This window comes from Chryseobacterium nepalense (genome assembly GCF_023195755.1).
In the GTDB taxonomy this organism is placed as follows: domain Bacteria; phylum Bacteroidota; class Bacteroidia; order Flavobacteriales; family Weeksellaceae; genus Chryseobacterium; species Chryseobacterium nepalense.
In genome coordinates this window covers 3,314,685-3,334,913 of sequence record NZ_CP096203.1, presented here as the reverse complement: position 1 = coordinate 3,334,913, position 20,229 = coordinate 3,314,685, and the positions used below count along the sequence as shown (strand labels likewise).

At 36.8% G+C, this 20,229-nt stretch carries 22 protein-coding genes and 1 tRNA gene; 7 read left to right on the top strand and 16 right to left on the bottom strand.

The genetic code is table 11. The features are described 5' to 3' along the window. Window positions 1–56: 56 nt before the first annotated feature. The 8 genes from M0D58_RS15050 to M0D58_RS15015 all read right to left on the bottom strand — a co-directional run bounded on the left by M0D58_RS15050 (window position 57) and on the right by M0D58_RS15015 (window position 7,638). Window positions 57–413: a hypothetical protein gene (locus tag M0D58_RS15050; RefSeq protein ID WP_248391190.1), complete on the bottom strand. Its 357-nt coding sequence runs from the start codon at window positions 411–413 to the stop codon at window positions 57–59. A 152-nt stretch (window positions 414–565) separates the two neighbouring features. Next, on the bottom strand, window positions 566–2,494 hold the full coding sequence (locus M0D58_RS15045) for an ABC-F family ATP-binding cassette domain-containing protein (protein WP_248391188.1): 1,929 nt from the start codon (window positions 2,492–2,494) through the stop codon (window positions 566–568). Between the two features lie 185 nt (window positions 2,495–2,679). Beyond that, complete coding sequence (locus tag M0D58_RS15040) at window positions 2,680–4,020, bottom strand: T6SS phospholipase effector Tle1-like catalytic domain-containing protein (RefSeq protein WP_248391187.1); 1,341 nt, start codon at window positions 4,018–4,020, stop codon at window positions 2,680–2,682. 135 nt (window positions 4,021–4,155) lie between these two features. After that, window positions 4,156–4,833 carry a response regulator transcription factor gene (locus M0D58_RS15035; RefSeq protein ID WP_248391186.1) on the bottom strand — a complete coding sequence of 226 codons (678 nt, stop codon included), beginning with the start codon at window positions 4,831–4,833 and terminating at the stop codon, window positions 4,156–4,158. Continuing rightward, window positions 4,802–5,530: a sensor histidine kinase gene (locus tag M0D58_RS15030; RefSeq protein WP_248391185.1), complete on the bottom strand. Its 729-nt coding sequence runs from the start codon at window positions 5,528–5,530 to the stop codon at window positions 4,802–4,804. The genes M0D58_RS15035 and M0D58_RS15030 overlap by 32 nt, the downstream gene beginning before the upstream one ends. Window positions 5,531–5,580: 50 nt before the next feature. Further along, window positions 5,581–6,057, bottom strand: coding sequence for a hypothetical protein (locus tag M0D58_RS15025; protein ID WP_248391184.1), 477 nt, complete (start codon window positions 6,055–6,057; stop codon window positions 5,581–5,583). Window positions 6,058–6,196: 139 nt separating this feature from the next. Further along, complete coding sequence (locus M0D58_RS15020; RefSeq protein WP_248391183.1) at window positions 6,197–6,937, bottom strand: hypothetical protein; 741 nt, start codon at window positions 6,935–6,937, stop codon at window positions 6,197–6,199. Between the two features lie 80 nt (window positions 6,938–7,017). After that, window positions 7,018–7,638, bottom strand: a complete 621-nt coding sequence (locus M0D58_RS15015) for a DUF5715 family protein (protein ID WP_248391176.1) — start codon at window positions 7,636–7,638, stop codon at window positions 7,018–7,020. A gap of 215 nt (window positions 7,639–7,853) precedes the next feature. Here M0D58_RS15015 and aqpZ point away from each other — a divergent pair, with 215 nt between their 5' ends. Beyond that, window positions 7,854–8,582 (top strand): aquaporin Z, encoded by a 729-nt coding sequence (aqpZ, locus tag M0D58_RS15010; RefSeq protein WP_248394989.1) that lies wholly within the window; start codon window positions 7,854–7,856, stop codon window positions 8,580–8,582. Between the two features lie 55 nt (window positions 8,583–8,637). Here the strand turns inward: aqpZ and M0D58_RS15005 are convergent, their stop codons facing one another. The 5 genes from M0D58_RS15005 to M0D58_RS14985 all read right to left on the bottom strand — a co-directional run bounded on the left by M0D58_RS15005 (window position 8,638) and on the right by M0D58_RS14985 (window position 12,193). After that, window positions 8,638–9,183: a hypothetical protein gene (locus tag M0D58_RS15005; RefSeq protein ID WP_248391174.1), complete on the bottom strand. Its 546-nt coding sequence runs from the start codon at window positions 9,181–9,183 to the stop codon at window positions 8,638–8,640. Window positions 9,184–9,337: 154 nt separating this feature from the next. Beyond that, entirely contained in the window at window positions 9,338–10,324 is a 987-nt protein-coding gene (locus M0D58_RS15000) for a LuxE/PaaK family acyltransferase (RefSeq protein WP_248391172.1), read from the bottom strand. Window positions 10,325–10,499: 175 nt separating this feature from the next. Further along, complete coding sequence (locus M0D58_RS14995) at window positions 10,500–11,291, bottom strand: UDP-2,3-diacylglucosamine diphosphatase (protein ID WP_248391170.1); 792 nt, start codon at window positions 11,289–11,291, stop codon at window positions 10,500–10,502. Window positions 11,292–11,314: 23 nt separating this feature from the next. After that, the gene (locus tag M0D58_RS14990; protein WP_066433447.1) at window positions 11,315–11,761 is read right to left on the bottom strand and encodes a 6-pyruvoyl trahydropterin synthase family protein; all 447 of its coding nucleotides are present in this window, start codon (window positions 11,759–11,761) and stop codon (window positions 11,315–11,317) included. A gap of 48 nt (window positions 11,762–11,809) precedes the next feature. Next, window positions 11,810–12,193 (bottom strand): acyl-CoA thioesterase, encoded by a 384-nt coding sequence (locus M0D58_RS14985; RefSeq protein WP_248391168.1) that lies wholly within the window; start codon window positions 12,191–12,193, stop codon window positions 11,810–11,812. Between the two features lie 104 nt (window positions 12,194–12,297). Between M0D58_RS14985 and M0D58_RS14980 the strand changes: the two genes are divergently transcribed. From M0D58_RS14980 to M0D58_RS14970, 3 genes are all read left to right on the top strand, one after another. Further along, a complete protein-coding gene (locus M0D58_RS14980; protein WP_248391166.1) occupies window positions 12,298–12,951 on the top strand; it encodes a ComF family protein in 654 nt (217 codons plus the stop codon). A gap of 81 nt (window positions 12,952–13,032) precedes the next feature. Beyond that, on the top strand, window positions 13,033–13,458 hold the full coding sequence (locus M0D58_RS14975; protein WP_248391164.1) for a hypothetical protein: 426 nt from the start codon (window positions 13,033–13,035) through the stop codon (window positions 13,456–13,458). Window positions 13,459–13,541: 83 nt separating this feature from the next. Next, window positions 13,542–14,231, top strand: a complete 690-nt coding sequence (locus M0D58_RS14970; protein WP_248391162.1) for an alpha/beta fold hydrolase — start codon at window positions 13,542–13,544, stop codon at window positions 14,229–14,231. Here M0D58_RS14970 and upp read toward each other — a convergent pair. After that, on the bottom strand, window positions 14,220–14,873 hold the full coding sequence (upp, locus tag M0D58_RS14965) for a uracil phosphoribosyltransferase (protein WP_248391160.1): 654 nt from the start codon (window positions 14,871–14,873) through the stop codon (window positions 14,220–14,222). The genes M0D58_RS14970 and upp overlap by 12 nt on opposite strands. Window positions 14,874–14,951: 78 nt before the next feature. Continuing rightward, window positions 14,952–16,262, bottom strand: a complete 1,311-nt coding sequence (der, locus tag M0D58_RS14960; RefSeq protein WP_248391157.1) for a ribosome biogenesis GTPase Der — start codon at window positions 16,260–16,262, stop codon at window positions 14,952–14,954. Window positions 16,263–16,513: 251 nt separating this feature from the next. Here der and M0D58_RS14955 point away from each other — a divergent pair. Further along, a tRNA-Gln gene (locus M0D58_RS14955) sits at window positions 16,514–16,584 on the top strand. A 178-nt stretch (window positions 16,585–16,762) separates the two neighbouring features. Here the strand turns inward: M0D58_RS14955 and katG are convergent. Next, a complete protein-coding gene (gene katG, locus M0D58_RS14950) occupies window positions 16,763–19,042 on the bottom strand; it encodes a catalase/peroxidase HPI (protein WP_282569123.1) in 2,280 nt (759 codons plus the stop codon). A 288-nt stretch (window positions 19,043–19,330) separates the two neighbouring features. On the opposite strand from katG, the gene M0D58_RS14945 reads away from it, so the two are divergent. Together M0D58_RS14945 and M0D58_RS14940 are read left to right on the top strand one after the other, a co-directional pair. Further along, on the top strand, window positions 19,331–19,792 hold the full coding sequence (locus M0D58_RS14945; RefSeq protein ID WP_248391155.1) for a heme-binding domain-containing protein: 462 nt from the start codon (window positions 19,331–19,333) through the stop codon (window positions 19,790–19,792). 11 nt (window positions 19,793–19,803) lie between these two features. Next, complete coding sequence (locus tag M0D58_RS14940; RefSeq protein ID WP_248391152.1) at window positions 19,804–20,217, top strand: thiol-disulfide oxidoreductase DCC family protein; 414 nt, start codon at window positions 19,804–19,806, stop codon at window positions 20,215–20,217. The last annotated feature ends 12 nt before the right edge of the window (window positions 20,218–20,229 follow it).

Sequence of the window (20,229 nt, the reverse complement as noted above, 5' to 3'; positions counted from 1 at the left end):
AGAAATATTTAAATTCTAAAAATTTAAGGTAAAAAAATTCGGAAAGAATCTATGAATTATGAAATTGCGGGCGGACCGCGAAGCTGAAAGGTAAATTTAGTCTGAGACCATATTTTTTCCTGAACTGCAATAATCTGCTTTACTTCATGCGTGTAATTTTCAAAAGAGAAATTAAATTCTTCAGGAACTAAAGTATGTCCGGTGGCTAAGAAATGACAGGCAAGACAGTCTGCTGCTTTTTCCTTCGCTATATTTTTGGTAATGGTATTTTCTGATTTTTTAAAGTTGAAATTTTTAAAAACATCTTCAGAGCTGTGGCTGTGAAAATTCTGAGAAAACAGCGCAAGAAAGTAAATCCCAAACAACAGTTTGGAAAGAAAATTCCTGAGATTTCTGCTTTCTTTAAAAATCATGCTTCAAAATTATAAAAATAAATTAAAAACTCAGATTAAAGTTTTCTTAAAATATTTTATAGATAAGTTGATGGAAATGAAATTTTGTTACAAACTGTAATAAAACCTTATAGATTTTGGAACCTATAAGGTGTATTAATATAACTTGGAAATCAGTTCAGCTGCGTACCCAAATATTCCCACTCCTGAAGTGCAAGATCGAGATCTTCTTTTGTTTTATTATATTGTTCCAGTGTTTCTTCAGAAGGATTTTCTTTGGTAAATGACGCTTCAAATTCTTCAACTTTAGTTTCAAGCTCAGTAATTTTATCTTCCACTTTTTTCAGTTTATTCTGAATATTTTTCTGCTCTTTGCTTACGATTACATTTGATTGATTATTGGAAGCTGGTTTTTCTTCAGGCTTTTTTTCCTCAACTTTAGGAACTTCGTTGTGAAGTTTTGCTTTTTCTGCAGAAATTTCGCGAATCGATTCTTTTTGTCTGAATTCAAGATATTCATTAATATCTCCTAAGAATTCTTTCATTTTACCATCGCGGAATTCGTAAATTTTATCACAAAGTCCCTGCAGGAATTCCCGGTCGTGAGAGATTACAATTAACGTTCCTTCAAATTTCTGAAGCGCCAGTTTAATAATTTCTTTAGACTGAATATCAAGGTGGTTCGTAGGTTCGTCCATGATCAGTGTATTGAATGGACGCAACAATAATTTACAAAGAGCCAGACGGTTTCTTTCCCCTCCGGAAAGTACTTTCGTTTTTTTATTCACCGCTTCCCCCTGGAAAAGGAAAGATCCTAATAAATCGCGGACTCTTGGTCTGGTTTCTTCTGTGGCAGCGTCTTCCGCTTCTTCCTGAACCGTTTTATTCGGGGTTAAAACTTCCTCCTGATTCTGGGCGAAATAACCAATATTTACATTATGCCCAAGATTCCACGTTCCTGAATAATCTTTGATATCTCCGGCAAGAATTTTTGCCAGCGTTGTTTTTCCCTGTCCGTTCTGTCCAAGAAGTGCAATCCGGTCTCCTCTCTGAACAATAAAATCCACATCATCAAAAATCTGCTTCTCACCATAAGCTTTTCCGAGTTTTTGAGCTTCAAAAATTACTTTTCCGGGAACTACGGATTGTACGAAGCGAATGTTGAATTTAGAGACGTCTTCATTATCCACTTCGATTCGCTCGATTTTGTCTAATTTTTTGATAAGCGACTGTGCGAAAGATGCCTTCGTAGCACTTGCACGGAACTTATTAATATTGTCTTCCATCTGCTTGATCTCCGCATCCTGATTCTTTTTAGCCTGAATCAATTTTTCACGGCGGTCTTCACGCATTACCAAGTATTTGGAATAATTGGCTTTATAATCATCAACCTTTTTATTGTTGATATCAAAAGTACGGTTGCAGACTGCGGTCATAAACTGTTTATCGTGACTTACCAGAACGATGGCTCCCGGATAATCTTTTAAGAAGTTTTCCAGCCACATGATGGATTCCATATCAAGGTGGTTGGTAGGCTCATCGAGAAGCATGATGTCATTCTTTTGCAGAAGCAGTTTTGCCAGCTCGATTCTCATTCTCCATCCTCCGGAAAATTCATCGGTAATTTTCTGAAAATCATCTGCTTTAAAACCAAGCCCGAACAATACTTTCTCCATGTCACCTTCCAAATTATAGGCATCATGGTTCATCAGAAGATCATTCAGTTCGGTCATTTTATTGATCAGATCGGTGTAAGAATCGCTTTCGTAGTCTGTTCTTGTGGCCATCTGATGATTCACTTCTTCAAGTTCATTCTTCCAGGCATTGATCTGCTCAAAAGCCTGCATGGTTTCTGCCCAAACGGTTCTTCCTTTCACAAAATCAAGATCCTGCTTCAGAAAACCGATTGTGACATTTCCTTCAGGCACTACATTTCCTTCATAGAAATTGATTTCGCCTGAAAGCATCTTCAATAAAGTGGATTTTCCCGCTCCATTTTTACCAACCAAACCGATTTTATCATCCTTTTTAATCGTGAAATTGACGTTTTGAAACAAATATGTTCCCGAATGATGTAATCCTAAACCTTGAACCGAAAGCATGCTAAATAATGATTAATAGTGAATAATAAATTTCCGGGTGCAAAAATACGGAAAATAAAAGAACTGGGGTAAGAAAAATAACTTCTTATGAATCTGAATCTTAAAAAGACTTCTTTAGGGACAGGGATAAAAAAGAGCTGCCTTACCAGGACAGCTCCACACCTAAATTTAAAACTGAAAAAGTACTAACATTTATTGTATAAATTTTCCTTAATCAATATGGTTCGGTTCCAATTGTCATTATTAGGAATATTGGTACCGTATGCGTAATCCACAACAGAATCTTCGATATGATGTATTTCTACCTGGAGTTTTGACGGGTTGGCGGTAAATTGATCATCCGAATTCCCCGGTACATTCAGACCGTTGTTAATGAATTCCGTAAGATCTTCATTTGATGAATTTCTCGGAATTGCAGGATGATATAATCCGAAATTGGCTGAAATATGAGTATAGTCTGCAAGTGTTCTATAATTGTAAACAGGTTTCAATTCCGGCGAAAGTTTTTCCGTGTAGCTCTCCAGTTCGGCTGAAAGCCGGATCAGGTAAGGGTGCTTTTCGGGATTAATTAAAAAATCGGAATCATCAAATTCAGTATTAAAAACCTTTTTTTCAGCATTCGATTCTTTCAGCATAAGTTTACCGTATACTTTAGAAAGCTCATTAAAAACAAGATCCCTTGAAATGTAAGCCTGGCAAAAAACTTCTCCCGGATCTACTTTATAATCTCCGAGAATATGATCCCATATTTTATTTTCTTCAGCGTCGGCTGCCGTTGTTCTGATATTCTGAATATAGCTGTTCAATTCCCCTTCAAGTAAAAAATTCGGAGATATGTAAACAGACTGGGGACCTTCCAGATATCCTCCTCCGATATCTGCATGAGCACCGGGAACAAATATTTCTTTCCAGATTGTATTTTCGCATATTTTATCTTCCATTAACCCGGAATCTTCAAAAAAACCAGTTAAAGGAAAGAAAAAACGACATTCATTGACAGCGCAGATTTGAAACGCCCGTTGCACGGCGGGATGCACCATGACATTATAATCATTAAAGGGTGCAGATTCTACCGTATCGAAAATACCTAGAAATTTCACACTGATATTTCCCATGAATTCAGTGTCGGCTTTCAGCAGCTCCTGGCAGAAATTTCTGGCGAGCATGGCTCCTCTGCTAAATCCGTAAACATACAATTCATAGTAATGATTACGATCCGAGATTATATTTCTGAAATAAGCGAACGCTTTCTGCAGTTTGTCATCAGACGAATAGCCGTTCTGTCCTGCAGGATTTTTACAGGTTGCCATGGCAAAATCACTGTCTTCCTTCTGCGTAACTGTTCCGATGCCTTCTATGTAAATTTTCTCCTCCCCGTTAAAGAGTTGAAATAATTTATAAATATTGGTCCTATTTCCGTAATAGCTTTCATTGTTTTTCGGAGGTTTTTCGGGAGAGGTTGCATTAATCCCGTTGTTTCCGGTCCCGTCAAAAAAAATTCCAACGGAGATGATGTTGCTTTTCATGTCACTTTGTAGTTTTATTTAAACTTTGTCAAAGATTTTCAACTTTGGCAAAGTGAATTCATCAAAGTAACGATGAAATAAACCGGCATTATAGAGTATAAAATACCAAATAAAAAATTCCGTATTTCTACGGAATCATATTCTTTCTAAAGGGTGAATATTATTAATAATGGCATAAATAACAATTCCAACGGTATTTTTTGCGCCTATTTTTTCTACAATTCTCTGTCTGTGGCTTTCTACGGTTCTCGGGCTGATAAATAGTTTTTCGGCAATTTCATTATTTGTACATTCCTGACAGATGAGTTTCACCACATCTTTTTCACGGTCGGATAATTCATCATCCATTTCAAAAAGTGTTCTTTTTTTGGTAGGACTGTTCATGTAGGAAAAGATCATCTGATGATCTTCCGGTGTAAAAAAGATCCCATTTCTATATACCATGGTAATGGCTTCTATAAAAGCTTCCCGGTTTGAATTTTTAGGTAAAAAAGCAGAAACTCCCAGTTTTACCATGTATCCTAGAATTGTTGTTTTATAGTGGGAGGAGAGGATAATGATCTTTAAGCCGGGATATTTTTCTTTAAGAATTTCTACGAGCTCAAAGCCGTTCATGGGCTGCATCTGAACATCTACCAAAGCGATATCCGGAAAGTCTTCGTTTGAAGTTTTTTCCAGCAAATCGAGAAAATCCGGTCCGTTATTGGAAGTAAATCCCACGGAAATATTCTGTTCGGAAGAGAGCAGCATTTTCACCCCTTCCAGGATAAGCTGTTCATCGTCAATTAATGCTACTTTGATTTGAGAATTCATTGGTGTACGGAATTTTAATAATTAGCCGGCTTCCTTTACCTAATACATTTTTCCATTTGTGAGCCGCGTTCATGGATTTTATTCTGGATTCTATATTTTTAATGCCCATTCCTTTTTTAACATCTTCATATTCAAAACTTTCTCCGTTATCAGAAATCACTACTGCAAGATTGTTCTGATTGTCTTTGATATAGATCCAGACTCTTGATGCTTCCGAATGTTTGAGAACATTGGTGGTAAATTCCTGAATAATTCTGTAAAGCTGAACTTCTATAAAAATATCTTTTTTCTGAAATTTCGGGCTTACATTCAGGGAAATATTTATTCTTCCCGATAAATTGGCAATCAATTCTTCAATATACAAAACCAGTCCTACAGTTTCCAGATTTACCGGATATAATGAATGTGAGATGCTGCGCGCAGAATCTATAAGCGAGGACATCTGGGTAGTAATGTTTTTCCTGATAAGCTCATCTCCTTTCGTATCAAGATTATTAAGCCATAATGATAAAATATTAAGCCTGTTTCCGATATCATCATGAATCATTACCGCAATTCTTTTTCTTTCAGATTCCTGGGCTTTTATATTTTCGAGGACAAGGTTTTTCTGATGCAGAACTTCAGCTTCATGCTGTACGTTTTTTTCTTCAATTATTCTTTTAATAAAGCTTCTGTACGCAAGCAAAATAAAGGACATGATAATTACCAGGACGACAATTAACGTAATAAAAAAGGTAATATTGAGCGTTATTTCTTTAATCTTAAAAAGGTATAAATCATTGATATATATAAAAAACTGCTGAGTATGTTATTAATACTCCAGATCATATTGGCTTCTTCTTTTCCGAGATCCGAAAGCTGTCTTAAAAGGAAAAATAAAAAAACCGACAATGCATAATAGAGGAAGATGAAACTATCTGCAATCATAAACCTGCCATTAATTTTACTGCTCTTAATTTCAGTAAGTAAAGCATAACCTGCAAAGCAGATGACAACTATATTGGAGATCACTTTTTTTACGTCTGAGGTGAGCATTTGAGAATCTGTAAAGAATAAAGCCGCAAGAAGAACTACGGGAATATACCAGTAGACCGACATATTAAGCTTTCTTATATATAAAATCCCCAACAGCAACAGCTCTCCCGCAACATAGAAAGGAAAGACAAAATTAACGTCTCTCAGGTTAAAAACATAAAGGCAGAGTTTAACAACAGCTTCTATCAAAAAAAGAAAAATGATATAGTAAGCATACCATTTTTCTGTATTTTTAAAAAATTTGTACCGGACAAGTCCTATAACAGCACAAATGAAAAGTAAACTATTATTAAGATAAAGTATTACTTTGTAGGTATCCACAGTAAGTTTAGTTATTATAATTAAAAGGGCACAGAGGCGGACAAGGCTGAGACCAGTCGTATGTATTAGCAGTACTGTCTATACTTCCCGAATTTTGCAGATCCTGATAAAATGAAATAAAAATAAGGGTTGGCAGTACTCTCTGATACACTTGTGAGAATTTCAGTCCGAATGAGCATACGATTTTATAAAGTCCCGGCTTGGAAGCAATAAGATCTTCTGACGGCACATAGAACTTTCTGAAAATCCTGCTTCCTTTAAACTCAGAACATTCTCTGTAAAACCACGTCATTGAGTCATTTCTCCATGATTCTATTGCTTCAAGAGCCACATCCTGCTCCAGCATAGGCTTGTTGGAAATCGGGAAATAGGTATCAGAATCATAATCAATTCTCTGCAGGTCCTTTGACAGGACGGCATTTTTAATAACCTTGTACTGCTCAGTTTCTACCAATCTCAGATCTCCGTCAAGTTCACTCAGGATACTATAAGGGAATGCGTCTACAATAAGCTTCTGCCCATTTGCATCCATAGGACATAAAATAGCTACCAGCTGGCCATTGAAAACCCCTATTTCCGCGCAAAATTCGTTGTAATCATTATAGTTCTTCAGCCAGGTTACCTGCTCCGAATCAAAAGTAAACACATAATTGGGTGGAATAAGGCTTTGGATTTTCTGATAATCTGCGCAGCAGTTTGTCCATTCTGCAACGGCTACATCAAATTGATCTCTGTTGAATATATTCATATTTCACGGTTTTTAAAGTGCCATAAAATTATAGAAACTAAATTATCTGTGCAAGTATATCACATATATTAGAAAACTAATTAATAATTCTTAACCGTAATATGAAAACAACTTTGCTGTCTTTCTTTAATATAGTAAATTCGTCCTGCATTATAATAATATTTCAAAACCTTTTCCAGAGACGCTTCAAGGGTGGGATTACTCCGTAAAACCCCATTAAAACGGACATAAGAGATATCAAAAGAGTTACCGTAATTGTGAGAACTAATCCCCAAAGAGGCATTTGTATTAACTTTTCTTAATCTGCACTGATCTTCGAGCGTTCTTGTTATGGATGAAACCGTAAATGCATTTCCTTTTGTTTCTTTGCTGAACCGCGACCCTATTCTTTCCAGCATCAGCTTTCCTTTGGAGACCATCCAGGCCCTGCTGTAATCAAGTTTTTTCACCCGGTACCCCTTTCCTGATTTGTTGATTTTGTGAAATTTCCCATTGTTGATGTATTTCTGAACCGCTTTTGAATCATTCAGAATCTTAATTCCGAAACTTTTAGAAGCATCCAAATGAGGTTTATAAAGTAAAGTAGGCTCTACTTTCAAAACTTCCGTAAGATCATAGCATGGTAATTTTTTTTTGACTTCCTGAGCATAATAAATCCCCTGAATAAAGAAAGCAATTGCCAGGTATAAAAACTTTTTCATTAAAAATGTTTTAATTATCAAACTAAAAATAATGAATTATCCTTTACTATTAAAATCTCATAATAATTTTACATTTCAAATACATCAAAAAAATTAAATAAAAATTATAAAATTTGTTTTTATTTCAATTATTTATCAAATTAATCCTACTTAAAATTACTTTTTATTTCGATATATAAATTATACATTTGATTACATTAAAAAAAACAGATATGATGAAAAAAATTTTCGCTGAATTTTTCGGCACATTCTGGCTCGTATTCGGAGGCTGTGGCAGTGCGGTATTTGCTTCCCAAATTGCACCTTCTGCTAACGGGCAAGTGGGGATTTTACTTTTAGGAGTATCTCTTGCTTTCGGACTTACCGTTCTTACAATGGCTTATTCGGTAGGGCATATTTCGGGTGGACATTTCAATCCGGCTGTAAGTTTCGGATTGATGGCCGGAGGAAGATTCTCAGCCCGTGACCTTGCGCCGTACATTTTAGCCCAATGTTTCGGAGCAATAGCAGCTGCCGGTGCTTTGTATATGATTATAAACGGCTCAGGAGGCGCAGATTTTTCCGCACCGGGTGCTTTTGCTACCAACTTTTATGATGCTCCGGTTTATTTTGAGAAAAGCTACTCTATGAGTGCTGCATTCCTCACCGAATTTTTACTGACCGCTTTTTTCCTGATCATTATTATGGGAGCAACCGATAAATATGCAAACGGAAAATTTGCAGGGATCGCAATCGGACTGGCTCTCACCTTAATTCATCTTATTTCAATACCAATTACCAATACATCGGTAAATCCGGCCAGATCGCTGTCTCAGGCAATTTTTGTACAGGGCAATGCACTTTCCCAGCTTTGGCTGTTCTGGGCCGCACCGATTTCAGGAGCTGTTTCCGGCGGATTGATTTATAAATTTTTACTTCAAAAAGAATCTGTAATCTCCGAATAATTCAATCAAACAAAAAAATCCTGTCTAAACAACAGGATTTTTCTATACATGTATTTTATTTTAATTTTTTAAGATCAAAAGGATTTCTAAAGATCAGTTCTTCATGCTTTCCCTTAATTTCCATTTTCCGATGCAGTAAATTAAGAGCCATTTTCCGAATAAACAAATCCTTGTCATTCAGTGCCCAGTAAGAATCTTCATGAACTTTTTTCGGTTTTCTGATGGTATAAAACTCCGTAATCCAGGAATCCACATTATGGTAAAACTCAATGATCCCACAGTGCTCCGGAATAAGAATATGATCTACCATTCCCATCGGAAGCAGGAAACTGAATGCATTGCAGACATAATCGCCGCAGGAAATTTTATCGTGCTTCAGGAATTTTTCGCCGGTATTGGAATTGGTGTACGATTTTTTAAAATCATTTTTAAAATCGCTTTTCGAAAGTTTAATCTCAATTTCATGACTGAAACCTTCCGGATCTACAATCAGAATATCAGCTTCCCAATCCGCCTGAAAATGATTGGTTAATACAATTTCTTTCTCAAAATCACATTGAGAATAAATAAATGCATGTACCAATTCTTCTATTTTTAACATGTTTTTTAATTTGACAGTTGATAGGATTTACATCCTATTCTTTTATAGGCCGTCCCTTCGGGACTCTATTTTCTAATGATCATCTGCGATAAATCAGAATAAGCAACTATTATTTATCATTTACTCATACGCTCTTATCCTAAAACGCTCAAACCTAACTTACCAGCAGGCTGCAGCCACGAATATCAGAATGATCAATTCTGCCCAGAACCTGAAATTGATCTCCCGTCATTTTTCCCAAATCCTGTGTTGCAATAAATGCGCAGGAATGAATATTTGCCAGGTCGATAATATTAATAGCACCAGTTCTTCCTTCCTTTTCATAATTAAACGGATCTTCCGCATTTCTGATCATGATTTTCATCCAGTTTGGACACCGGTATTCATTATTTCCCAGTGAATAGGCCTGGGAAAGAAGTTCTGTCATGGAATATTCGGAATAAATTTTTTCTGTCTTAAAGCCTTCCTGTAAAATTTTCAGGAGTTCATCTTTGGTCATTTCTTCTTTTCTTCCCTTCATTCCCCCGGTCTCGATTACCATGAGATTCTCCATAAAATTCAGAGATTCTTCACTACGTTCAGAATGACAATAGTCGATAAAATCCAGCAATGCAAAGGAAACTCCAAAAAGAATGACTTTTTTATTTTTTAATTTATCCAAAAGTTTAAACAGCTCTTCATGATTGTAAAGAAAATATCCATTTTCAGATTTTCCGGATTTTTTCATTAAATAATCAACCATATAAATCAGGGAAGAATTCTGACGCTCCAGATAGCTTGGCAGCAATCCGAGGAAAATATAATCTTCCGGTGTTCCTATAAACTGTGTAAAGCTTTTGTAAATACTCTCTTTATACAGGCCTTCGTCCGCAATAAAATGTTTTGAAAGGTTCATCTGTGTGGTTCCCGAGCTTTGAAAGAAAAGATCAGCCTTACTATTCTTATCGATAATCTGATGATTTTTAAACATTTCTATAGGAAGAAACGGTATTTTTATTAGCTCATCCACCTCATCAGGATTAATATTCAGATAATCTACAAAACGTCTGTAAATTTCAACATTCTCATATTGATAACGAAAAGTCCTAAGCGTTTCCGACAGAAATTCCTGTTCGGTTTTTATGTTAAATATTGTATCCACTGCAAAGAAGTTTTTCACTTTATTGTTTCACTATAAGCCGATTAACGAAACAATTTCAGCTTTTTAATATTTTTTTAATATAAAATTTAAATTTTGGTCAGATTATTGCAATTACAAAACCGGAATATGGATTAAAAACAAGAGTGAACATTGTTTCGCTCAAAGAATTACCTCTTTATGGGGTAATTCTTTTTTTGTTCATCTCAAACGTTTTCAGCTGAAAATCATGTTCGAATACTCCGTAGGTAAAGTAAGAAATCCAGTCTCCCAGATTGACATATTTTGCTTTTCCATCCAGCTCCATAACCATAGGAAGATGGCGGTGTCCGTAAATAAAATAATCTATTTTCTGTGTTTTAAGTTTTTCTTTAGAATAAATAATCAGAAATTCTTTATCCTCGCCTAAAAACTCTTTATCCTCATCACCGGAAATCATTTTATTTTTCTGAGACATATACAACGCAATTTTCATGGCTATATCCGGATGAAGCCACCTGAAAACCCACTGTGCAAAAGGATTGGTAAAAACTTTTTTCATTCTTTTATATCCTTTATCTCCCGGCCCGAGACCATCGCCGTGAGCAAGCAGAAACTGCTTCCCTCCCATCTCAAAATATTGTTTCGTATAGAAAACGGTACATCCTATTTCTTCCTCCAGATAGTCTTTCATCCAGAGGTCATGGTTACCAACAAAAAAATAAATATGAATCCCACGGTCTTTCAGTTCGGCAATTTTACCCAGCACACGGACATAACCTTTAGGAATTACGTGTTTCCATTCATGCCAGAAATCAAAAAGATCTCCCATTAAAAATAAGACCTGAGCATCATGCTTGATTTCATCCATCCAGCGGATAAAGTGCTCTTCACGCACTTTGCTTGCCTTCGGATCCGGTGCTCCGAAATGCTGATCGGAAGCAAAATATACTTTTTTTCCAGGTTCTAAGTTAATGGTAGTCTTTAACACTTCTGAATATTTATTGATCTAAATTACTGATTATCTTCCGCAAACCATTCTCCATAGGAGTTTTCCGTTTCGTGGAGCTTAAGATAAGCCAGAGAAATCCCTTCCGGAAGTTTTGACTTTATTTTTGCCGCAATAGCATACAGCATGTTTTCGCAGGTCGGCTGGAAGGTACAGTAAATTACTTTATGTCCTTTTCCTTCAAGGTCTTCTCCCAGTTCTTTATGCGGCGACAGTCCGTTAATCAGCACCGCATGATCCCAGACGTCTACAATTTCAGATTTTACGATACTTTTAATGTCTCCAAAATCTACTACCATCCCATTTTTAGGGTGTTCCAAATCATTGATTGGTTTTCCTTTTACCGTTACAAACAGTTTATAGGAATGTCCATGCATATTTTTACATTTTCCGTCGTAATTGTACAGCACATGAGCTGTTTCGAATGTAAAAATTTTTGTAATTCGTATCATAGGGCAAAGATAAGGAATTTGCTTTGAGTTTCGGTTTTGTAAGAACAACTACAAAATATCCAGCCAGTCGCTTTCCAGTCTTATAATCCGTTGCGTTTCTTTATCAATGAAAACCCAGAGCGTCAATGAGTCTACCACCAGCTGACCGTTGCAGTAGAATTCCACTTTTCTGGGCTGTCTGATTCCTTCAGGGGCTTTAGGATAGGTCTTTATGGTAAGCAACTCCCCGAGATACACCTGCTTTTTATATCGAATATGATGATCCAGGAGCATCCATATATCCTCGGGATTGTTGGTTTTATGCTTTACGAAATCCCAGTGTTCACCGGCTATCTCCTCCACCCATTTTACATACTGAACATTATTGACATGGTTATTCCTGTCGATATGCTCTTCTGTTATCACAACCTGTTTTTCATAAATCAAACCCATTTCTTTAGTATTTATTCAAATAAAATATAAAATTACGGAATCTGCCGAAATTTAGTTAAATAAACAAATTTCCGAAGTTAGTATATTAGCAGAAAATTACACAAATGATTTTAGATATTTTATTTCCTAACCGTTGTCTGGGCTGCAATTGTATTATATCGGCTGATCTTCTGGTTTGTGAGCTGTGTTTCGGCCGTATTGACTTTATCCATTCCGGTTATTTTGATGATAATTTAATTAAAGAAAGATGCAGGCTTCTTTTTCCTGTTGAAAATACCTTTGCTTTGATGCAGTTTGGAAAAGAAAATCTCAGCAGAAAAATCATTCATGAATTAAAATACAAAAGCAGGGAAAAAGCAGGAGAAATATTGGCAGAATGGACCACTACCCGACTTGATTTTAAAGATCAAAAGCCGGATTTGATGGTTTCCGTTCCGCTGCATCCCAAAAAGTTGAAAGAACGAGGATACAACCAGCTTCATGTATTTACTGAAAAACTTTCTGCATTTTACGGAATTCCATTTGATCATGATGTAATCAAAAGAAATCAGTACTCAAAAGCACAGGCCCTAAAAGATAAACAGAACCGGTTAAAGTCGGAAAATGTATTTTCTGTTACAAAAAGCATAACTCAAAAAAATATACTTCTTATTGATGACGTATTCACTACCGGAAATACAATTGCTTCTATTGCATGGGAAATTCTCAAAGCGGGTAATAATACGGTAAACGTACTGGTGATGGCGATGGATGTGTAGCGGTATGATTTAAGTTTCCAAATTGTTGCAGTATGAAACTTCGTATATTTGAGCTAATAGTAACTGTATATAACAAAACTTATGTGGAAAGAAATAAAAGATCAGAAAGACATCAATACACTTTTGGAGAGCTATGGTTATTTTCATGATAGCTGTCTGCGTGATATTTATATTACTACAAAGGAATATATCGACGAAAAACTCGCGATGCACTTTGAAAATAAACTCACTGCATCATTACTATTTCAGCGACAATTTTCTCCAATAACAGTTTTAGAATTAAAATTTGAGGATATTGTACATTTTAATTTCAAACCTTTTGATAAAGATACAAATGCAGTTATTCATGATGTAACGTTAATGAAAGTTAACGGACTTTTTTATTGGGCTGACTTTGCAGACTGGAAAATTGATGACAACGACTCGATCTGGATAAACGGTAAGAGATTGTTTTGGCGTCTACGACCCGGGCTTATCGGAAATGTAAAGAGATTAAATGATGAATAAATTACATTGAAATTTTCTTTAAACATGGAATTTTTCATATAATCAATACAATAAATTTAGTAATTTTCCGAAAAACAATCACCATGCTGAATCTTATTTTACTTCACGGCGCTTTAGGACATAGCCAAATCTTTGAGCCTTTCAAACCGGAGCTTTCAAAATATTTTTCCATTCATACCCCTCTGTTCTCGGGGCACGGAACTTCTGAAATTCCGGAAGACGGAATCAGCATTGAAAAATACACGCATGAGCTGAAAGAATTCATCGAAAAAAATAATCTTCATGATATTTATATTTTCGGACACAGCATGGGCGGTTACGTAGCCCTTTGCTACGCTGCACAGTACCCTGAAAGACTGAATTCTGTGATAACAATGGGAACAAAATTCAACTGGACGGAAGAACAGGCATTACGGGAAAGTAAAATGTTAGATCCTGAAACCATTGCCGAAAAGGTTCCCAAATACGCAGGACTTCTGGAAGCACAGCACGGAAAAAAATGGAAACAGCTATTGCATTCCATCGCCGATCTGATGGTTTCTTTAGGCAAGAACCCTCCTTTAAAAAATAACCTTTCAATGATAAATATTCCCGTGCAGATTATGGTAGGAGATCAGGATAATATGGTAACACTTGAAGAAAGTATAGAGGTTTACAGAAGCATCCCAGATGCAAGACTGGCCGTACTTCCGGACACAAAACATCCGCTGGATAAAATAAGAACCGACCTTTTACTTACTATTATGAAAGATTTCTGGACTTTATCTCTGTAATTTTTCTCCATAGCTAAGATCTCCGGCATCCCCCAAACCCGGTGTAATATATCCCTTTGAAGTAAGATGTTCATCAATAGCGCCAACCCAAATTTTTGCTTCAGGATAAGCTTTTTCTATGGTTTCAACTCCCTGTTTTGAAGCAATTGCTGCTACAATATGCAGCTGAGTGGGATTTCCGTGAGTCAACAAATCTTTGATCGCTTCAATTAAAGACGCTCCGGTAGCCAGCATAGGATCGCCGACAATCAAAGGCCTGCCTTCGATATCAGGACACGTTAAATAATCCTGTTTGATAGAGAAATAATCATTGGCATCGTGTTTTCTGTAAGCCGCCACAAAACCGCAGTCGGCTTTATCAAAATAATTCAGCATTCCTTCAAACAGAGGAACTCCGGCTCTCAAGATTGTTGTAATAACCGGCTGAACAGCAATTTCTTTAACCCTGATTGTATCCAGTGGCGTCTGAATTTCAATTTCCTTCTGTTCCAGGTTTTTACTGATTTCAAAGGCTGCGATTTCTCCAATCCTTTCCATATTCCTGCGAAACCTCATCCTGTCATGCTGAATATTAACATTCCTGAGCTCGTTAATCCATGAATTAACCAAAGAAAACTGTTCTGATAGTACAACTGTATTCATTATCGGGAAAAATTTTATCTAAAATATGAATAATTAAGAATAAAATCCCTTTCAAAAAAATCTGAAAGGGATGGTCATTTATTTTTGTCTGAAATACACTTCAATAGGAACTCCGGTAAACCCGAATTCTTTTCTCAGCTGATTTTCAGTAAATCTCTTGTATGGTTCTTTTACATACTGTGGCAGGTTGCAGAAGAAAACAAACTGCGGTGACGGCGTAGGAAGCTGCACACAATATTTGATCTTGATATATTTTCCTTTGTTTGCCGGCGGAGGTGTTCCCTCAAAAATCGGAAGCATAACTTCGTTTAATTTTGAAGTTTTGATCTTTTTCTTACGGTCTTCGTACACCTGCATGGCTACTTCAACCGCTTTCAGGATTCGCTGCTTGGTTAATGCCGATGTAAACAAAATTGGAATGTCCTGAAACTGACCGATCTTATCTTTGATTTGTTTTTCAAAATCACGCATGGTGTTGGTCTGCTTATCTTCAATAAGATCCCATTTATTAACCAGAATCACAATTCCTTTCCTGTTTTTCTGCGCAAGACTGAAGATGTTCATATCCTGAGATTCCCAACCCTGGGTAGCATCCACCATGATAATCACCACATCTGAAAATTCTATGGAACGGATGGAACGCATTACAGAATAAAACTCCAGGTCTTCATTTACTTTAGATTTTTTACGCATTCCTGCGGTATCTACCAGTACAAATTCGTGTCCGAATTTATTGTAAAGCGTCTGGATACTGTCTCTTGTTGTTCCTGCAATATCAGTAACGATATTTCTTTCCACATCCAGCAAGGCATTCGTAAGGGTAGATTTCCCTACATTCGGACGTCCTGCGATTGTAATTTTAGGAAGGCCTTCAAAAGGATCTTTGTATTCTGTAGTCGGAAAATCTCTTACAACATCATCCAGCAAATCTCCCGTTCCGGAACCTGTTGCAGAAGACAAGGTATAATATTTATCGATTCCAAGCTGATAAAATTCCGTTGCCGGAAGTTCTTCTTTTGAAGAATCTACTTTATTGATGACAATATAAATGGGCTTGTTTGATCTTCTTAAAAGCCTGTAAATTTCGTAGTCTGTATCAGTAAGCCCGTCTTCCACGTTCATCATAAAAATAATAGAAGTAGCTTCATCCACAGCCAGCTGTACCTGTTTACGGATTTCTTCTTCAAAGATATCATCGGTTCCTACATCATACCCACCGGTATCGATTACGGTAAAATCCACCCCATTCCAGTCGGATTTTCCGTAATGACGGTCTCTGGTAACCCCTGCAGTAGAATCTACAATAGCTTCCCTTCTTTCTAATAAACGATTAAATAACGTGGATTTTCCTACGTTGGGGCGCCCAACGATCGCGACTATATTTGACATAAAAAAATGTTTAATAATCCTGAGACAAACTCAGGACAGGTTATTAATGGGTTTCTCCAACTTTTGGAGCCCAATTTTTTTGCAAAGATACAGTTTTAATTTAAATGAAGGTTTTATTGCAATACATCTATGTAAATTTTAGGAAAAATAATTCTTTGAATATCAGTAAAAAAACGACTGTTTCCAGGAAATATTCACCATTTCATTTTTATTTTTAAAATAATTTATATAATTTCGCGACATAGAAATACAGACCCATGGTGTAGCGGTAACACTACTGATTTTGGTTCAGTCATCTGGGGTTCGAATCCCTGTGGGTCTACGGAAAGCCTTGTTAATTATTTAAATTACAAGGCTTTTTTTATTAAAGTAAATTTCCAATTTAAAACTGATTGATCAAGCCGAAACAGTTGTTGGAAAACTAAAATAATTATTGTAATCAATAAAAAAAGACAGTTCATTTCTTAACTGTCTTTTATCAATTTTATAATGATGTTAAATTAAACCAGATCAAAGCGATCCAAGTTCATTACTTTCACCCATGCGGAAACAAAATCATTCACAAATTTTTCATGAGCATCTGAACTTGCGTACACCTCAGCAATAGCTCTTAGCTCAGAATTAGATCCGAAAACAAGATCTGCCCGTGTCGCCGTCCATTTATTCTCTCCTGTTTTGCGATCTGTCCCCTGATAGAGCTCATTATCATCGGAAACCGATTTCCACTTCGTATTCATGTCCAGAAGATTGACAAAGAAATCATTGGTAAGTGTTCCCGGTCTTTGGGTGAAAACGCCATGTTGAGAACCGTCAAAATTAGTATCCAGAGCACGCATTCCTCCTATTAAAACTGTAAGCTCAGGAGCAGTAAGCGTTAATAATTGCGCCTTGTCAATCAATAAAGATTCTGTGGAAACGGAGAATTTTTTCTTTAAATAATTTCTGAATCCATCAGCCAAAGGTTCCAAAAACTGCATGGATTCTACGTCAGTCTGTTCCTGTGAAGCATCGGCTCTTCCCGGTGAAAACGGAACAATGATCGTATATCCTGCATCTTTTGCTGCTTTTTCAACCGCTGCACTTCCTGCAAGGACAATGAGATCTGCTAATGAAACTTTTTTGCCTCCGGTCTGATTTTCGTTAAATTCTTTCTGAATATTTTCCAAAGTACTTAAAACTTTTTGCAACTGAGCAGGATTATTGACTTCCCAGTCTTTCTGAGGCGCCAGACGAATTCTCGCCCCATTGGCCCCTCCTCTTTTATCACTTCCTCTGAACGTTGATGCGGAAGCCCAGGCTGTTGACACCAGTTCTGAAATATTTAATCCGGAATTAAGGATTTTAGATTTCAATGCTTCAACGTCAGAATTATGAATAAGTACATGATCTACTGCAGGGATCGGATCCTGCCAGATGAGTTCTTCAGAAGGAACATCAGGTCCGAGATAACGGTCTCTCGGCCCCATATCTCTATGAGTAAGTTTAAACCATGCTCTTGCGAATGCATCAGCAAAAGCGTCAGGGTTTTCGTAAAATCTTCTTGAAATTTTTTCATATTCCGGATCAAATTTCAGGGAAAGATCTGTTGTAAGCATGGTTGGTTTGTGCTTTTTATAAGGATCAAAAGCATCCGGAATGGTTTCGCTGCCGTTTTTCGCAACCCACTGATGAGCACCGGCAGGACTTTTGGTGAGCTCCCATTCGTTTTCAAAAAGGTTTTTGAAAAAGTTATTGCTCCACTGGGTAGGAGTTTCAGTCCAGGTAACTTCAAGGCCGCTGGAGATTGCATCTCTTCCCTTTCCGGAATTGTAAGTACTGTTCCATCCGAATCCCTGTGCTTCAATACTTTCTGCTTCCGGCTCTTTTCCTACATGATCTGCCGGTCCTGCACCGTGTGTTTTTCCGAAAGTATGACCTCCGGCGATGAGGGCTACCGTCTCTTCATCATTCATTGCCATTCTTCCAAAAGTATCACGGATATCTTTTGCCGCTGCTATAGGATCCGGGTTTCCGTCCGGACCTTCAGGATTTACATAAATGAGTCCCATTTGTACTGCAGCCAGAGGCTTTTCCAGATTTCTTGTGTGGATATCACCGTCTGCATCGTCATCCGTGGGCAGTACTCCGCGACTTTCAACCACCCCGTCTGAACCGTGGGCATACCGAAGATCACCGCCGAGCCATGTTTTTTCAGACCCCCAGTAAACATCCATATCCGGTTCCCAAACGTCTTCACGACCGCCCGCAAACCCAAACGTTTTAAAACCCATAGATTCCAGAGCTACATTTCCCGTAAGAATCATAAGATCTGCCCAGGAAATTTTCTTACCATATTTTTGTTTGATCGGCCAAAGCAGCCTTCTTGCTTTATCTAAGTTCACATTATCCGGCCAGCTGTTCAGCGGTGCAAAACGTTGTTGCCCTGCGCCGGCACCCCCTCTTCCGTCTCCTACACGATACGTCCCCGCACTGTGCCATGCCATACGGATAAACAAAGGACCGTAATGTCCAAAATCCGCAGGCCACCATTCCTGCGAATCCGTCATTAAATCATGAAGGTCTTTTTTTACTGCTTCAAGATCCAGACTATTAAATTCTGCTGCATAATCGAAATCTTTATCCATCGGATTGGATAATGATGAATGCTGTCGAAGAATATCTACTTTCAGCTGATCCGGCCACCAGTCTGAATTTTTAGTACCTCCGCCGGCAACGTTTTCTTTTTTCATAGATCCGTTGTGAAACGGGCATTTACTGATGTCATTCAAATCTTTTTCCATTGTCGTTTAATTTTATGTTGATTTATTAATTATCGCTGAAACAAACTTACGCAAGTTTTTCAATCAATATAATCTATTAATAATATTTTTATGATAGTTAAAAGCGATTATAGATTATTTATTTTGATTACTGTTAAATTTAAGAATTAATCAGAAATATATTTATAATAGGTTTAAATTCAGACAGAAGAAAAATAAATTACTTTTTAGATTTAAATATTTCAAAGATTGATTACGCATAAAATTAAAAATTTTATGGTACATTTATTTATTCTTAAACATTGAAATATGAAAAAAGTTTTAACTGTTATCCTGGTAGCATTTATTATTATCCAGTTCTTTCCTATCGACAAGACCAATCCTGCACCTACTCCCGGAATGGATTTTTTAAAAATAAAAAATACACAGCCCGAAATTGCCAAACTGATTAAAGTTTCGTGCTATGACTGTCATTCTAATGAAACCACGTATCCTTGGTATTCCAATATAGCGCCGGCTTCCTGGATTATGAAAAATCATATTGATGAAGGACGGAAAGAACTTAATTTTTCTACGTTTGCGATGTATGAGCAAAAAGATCAGGCACATAAATTGCAGGAATGCATAGAAATGGTTGAAAGCAAAGAGATGCCACTTGACTCCTATTTTATAGGACATCAAAATGCAAAGTTAAGTGATGAACAGAGAAAGATTCTGATAGATTATTTTAAAAAAGAGAAAATGGAAACGGAAAGGAAAATGTTTTATTAAATCTTAACATCATGGAAGAAAACTGGGAAAACAAACACATCGTATTTTTTGACGGCGATTGCGGAGTATGCAATTTCTGGGTACAATGGATTCTGGAACGAGATAAAAAAGACCAGTTCATGTTTGCTTCCCTTCAATCTGATTTTGGCCAAAAATTCCTATCTGAAAGAGGGCTGAATACAAAAGTTTTCAACACCATGTATCTCTGGAAACCCGGCCAATATTATCTTGAGAAATCCAAAGCTGTTTTAAAGATTGCTAATCTTCTGGGAGGTATTTACAGATTTTCGGTTTTAGGAAAAATTATTCCTTCCTTTTTAAGCGATAAAATGTATGATATCGTTTCTAAAAACAGAATGAAACTTGCCAATCAGAAATGTTATTTACCGACTCCGCATCAGCGGGCCAAATTTATTCAGGTTTAAAGTTTTAGAATA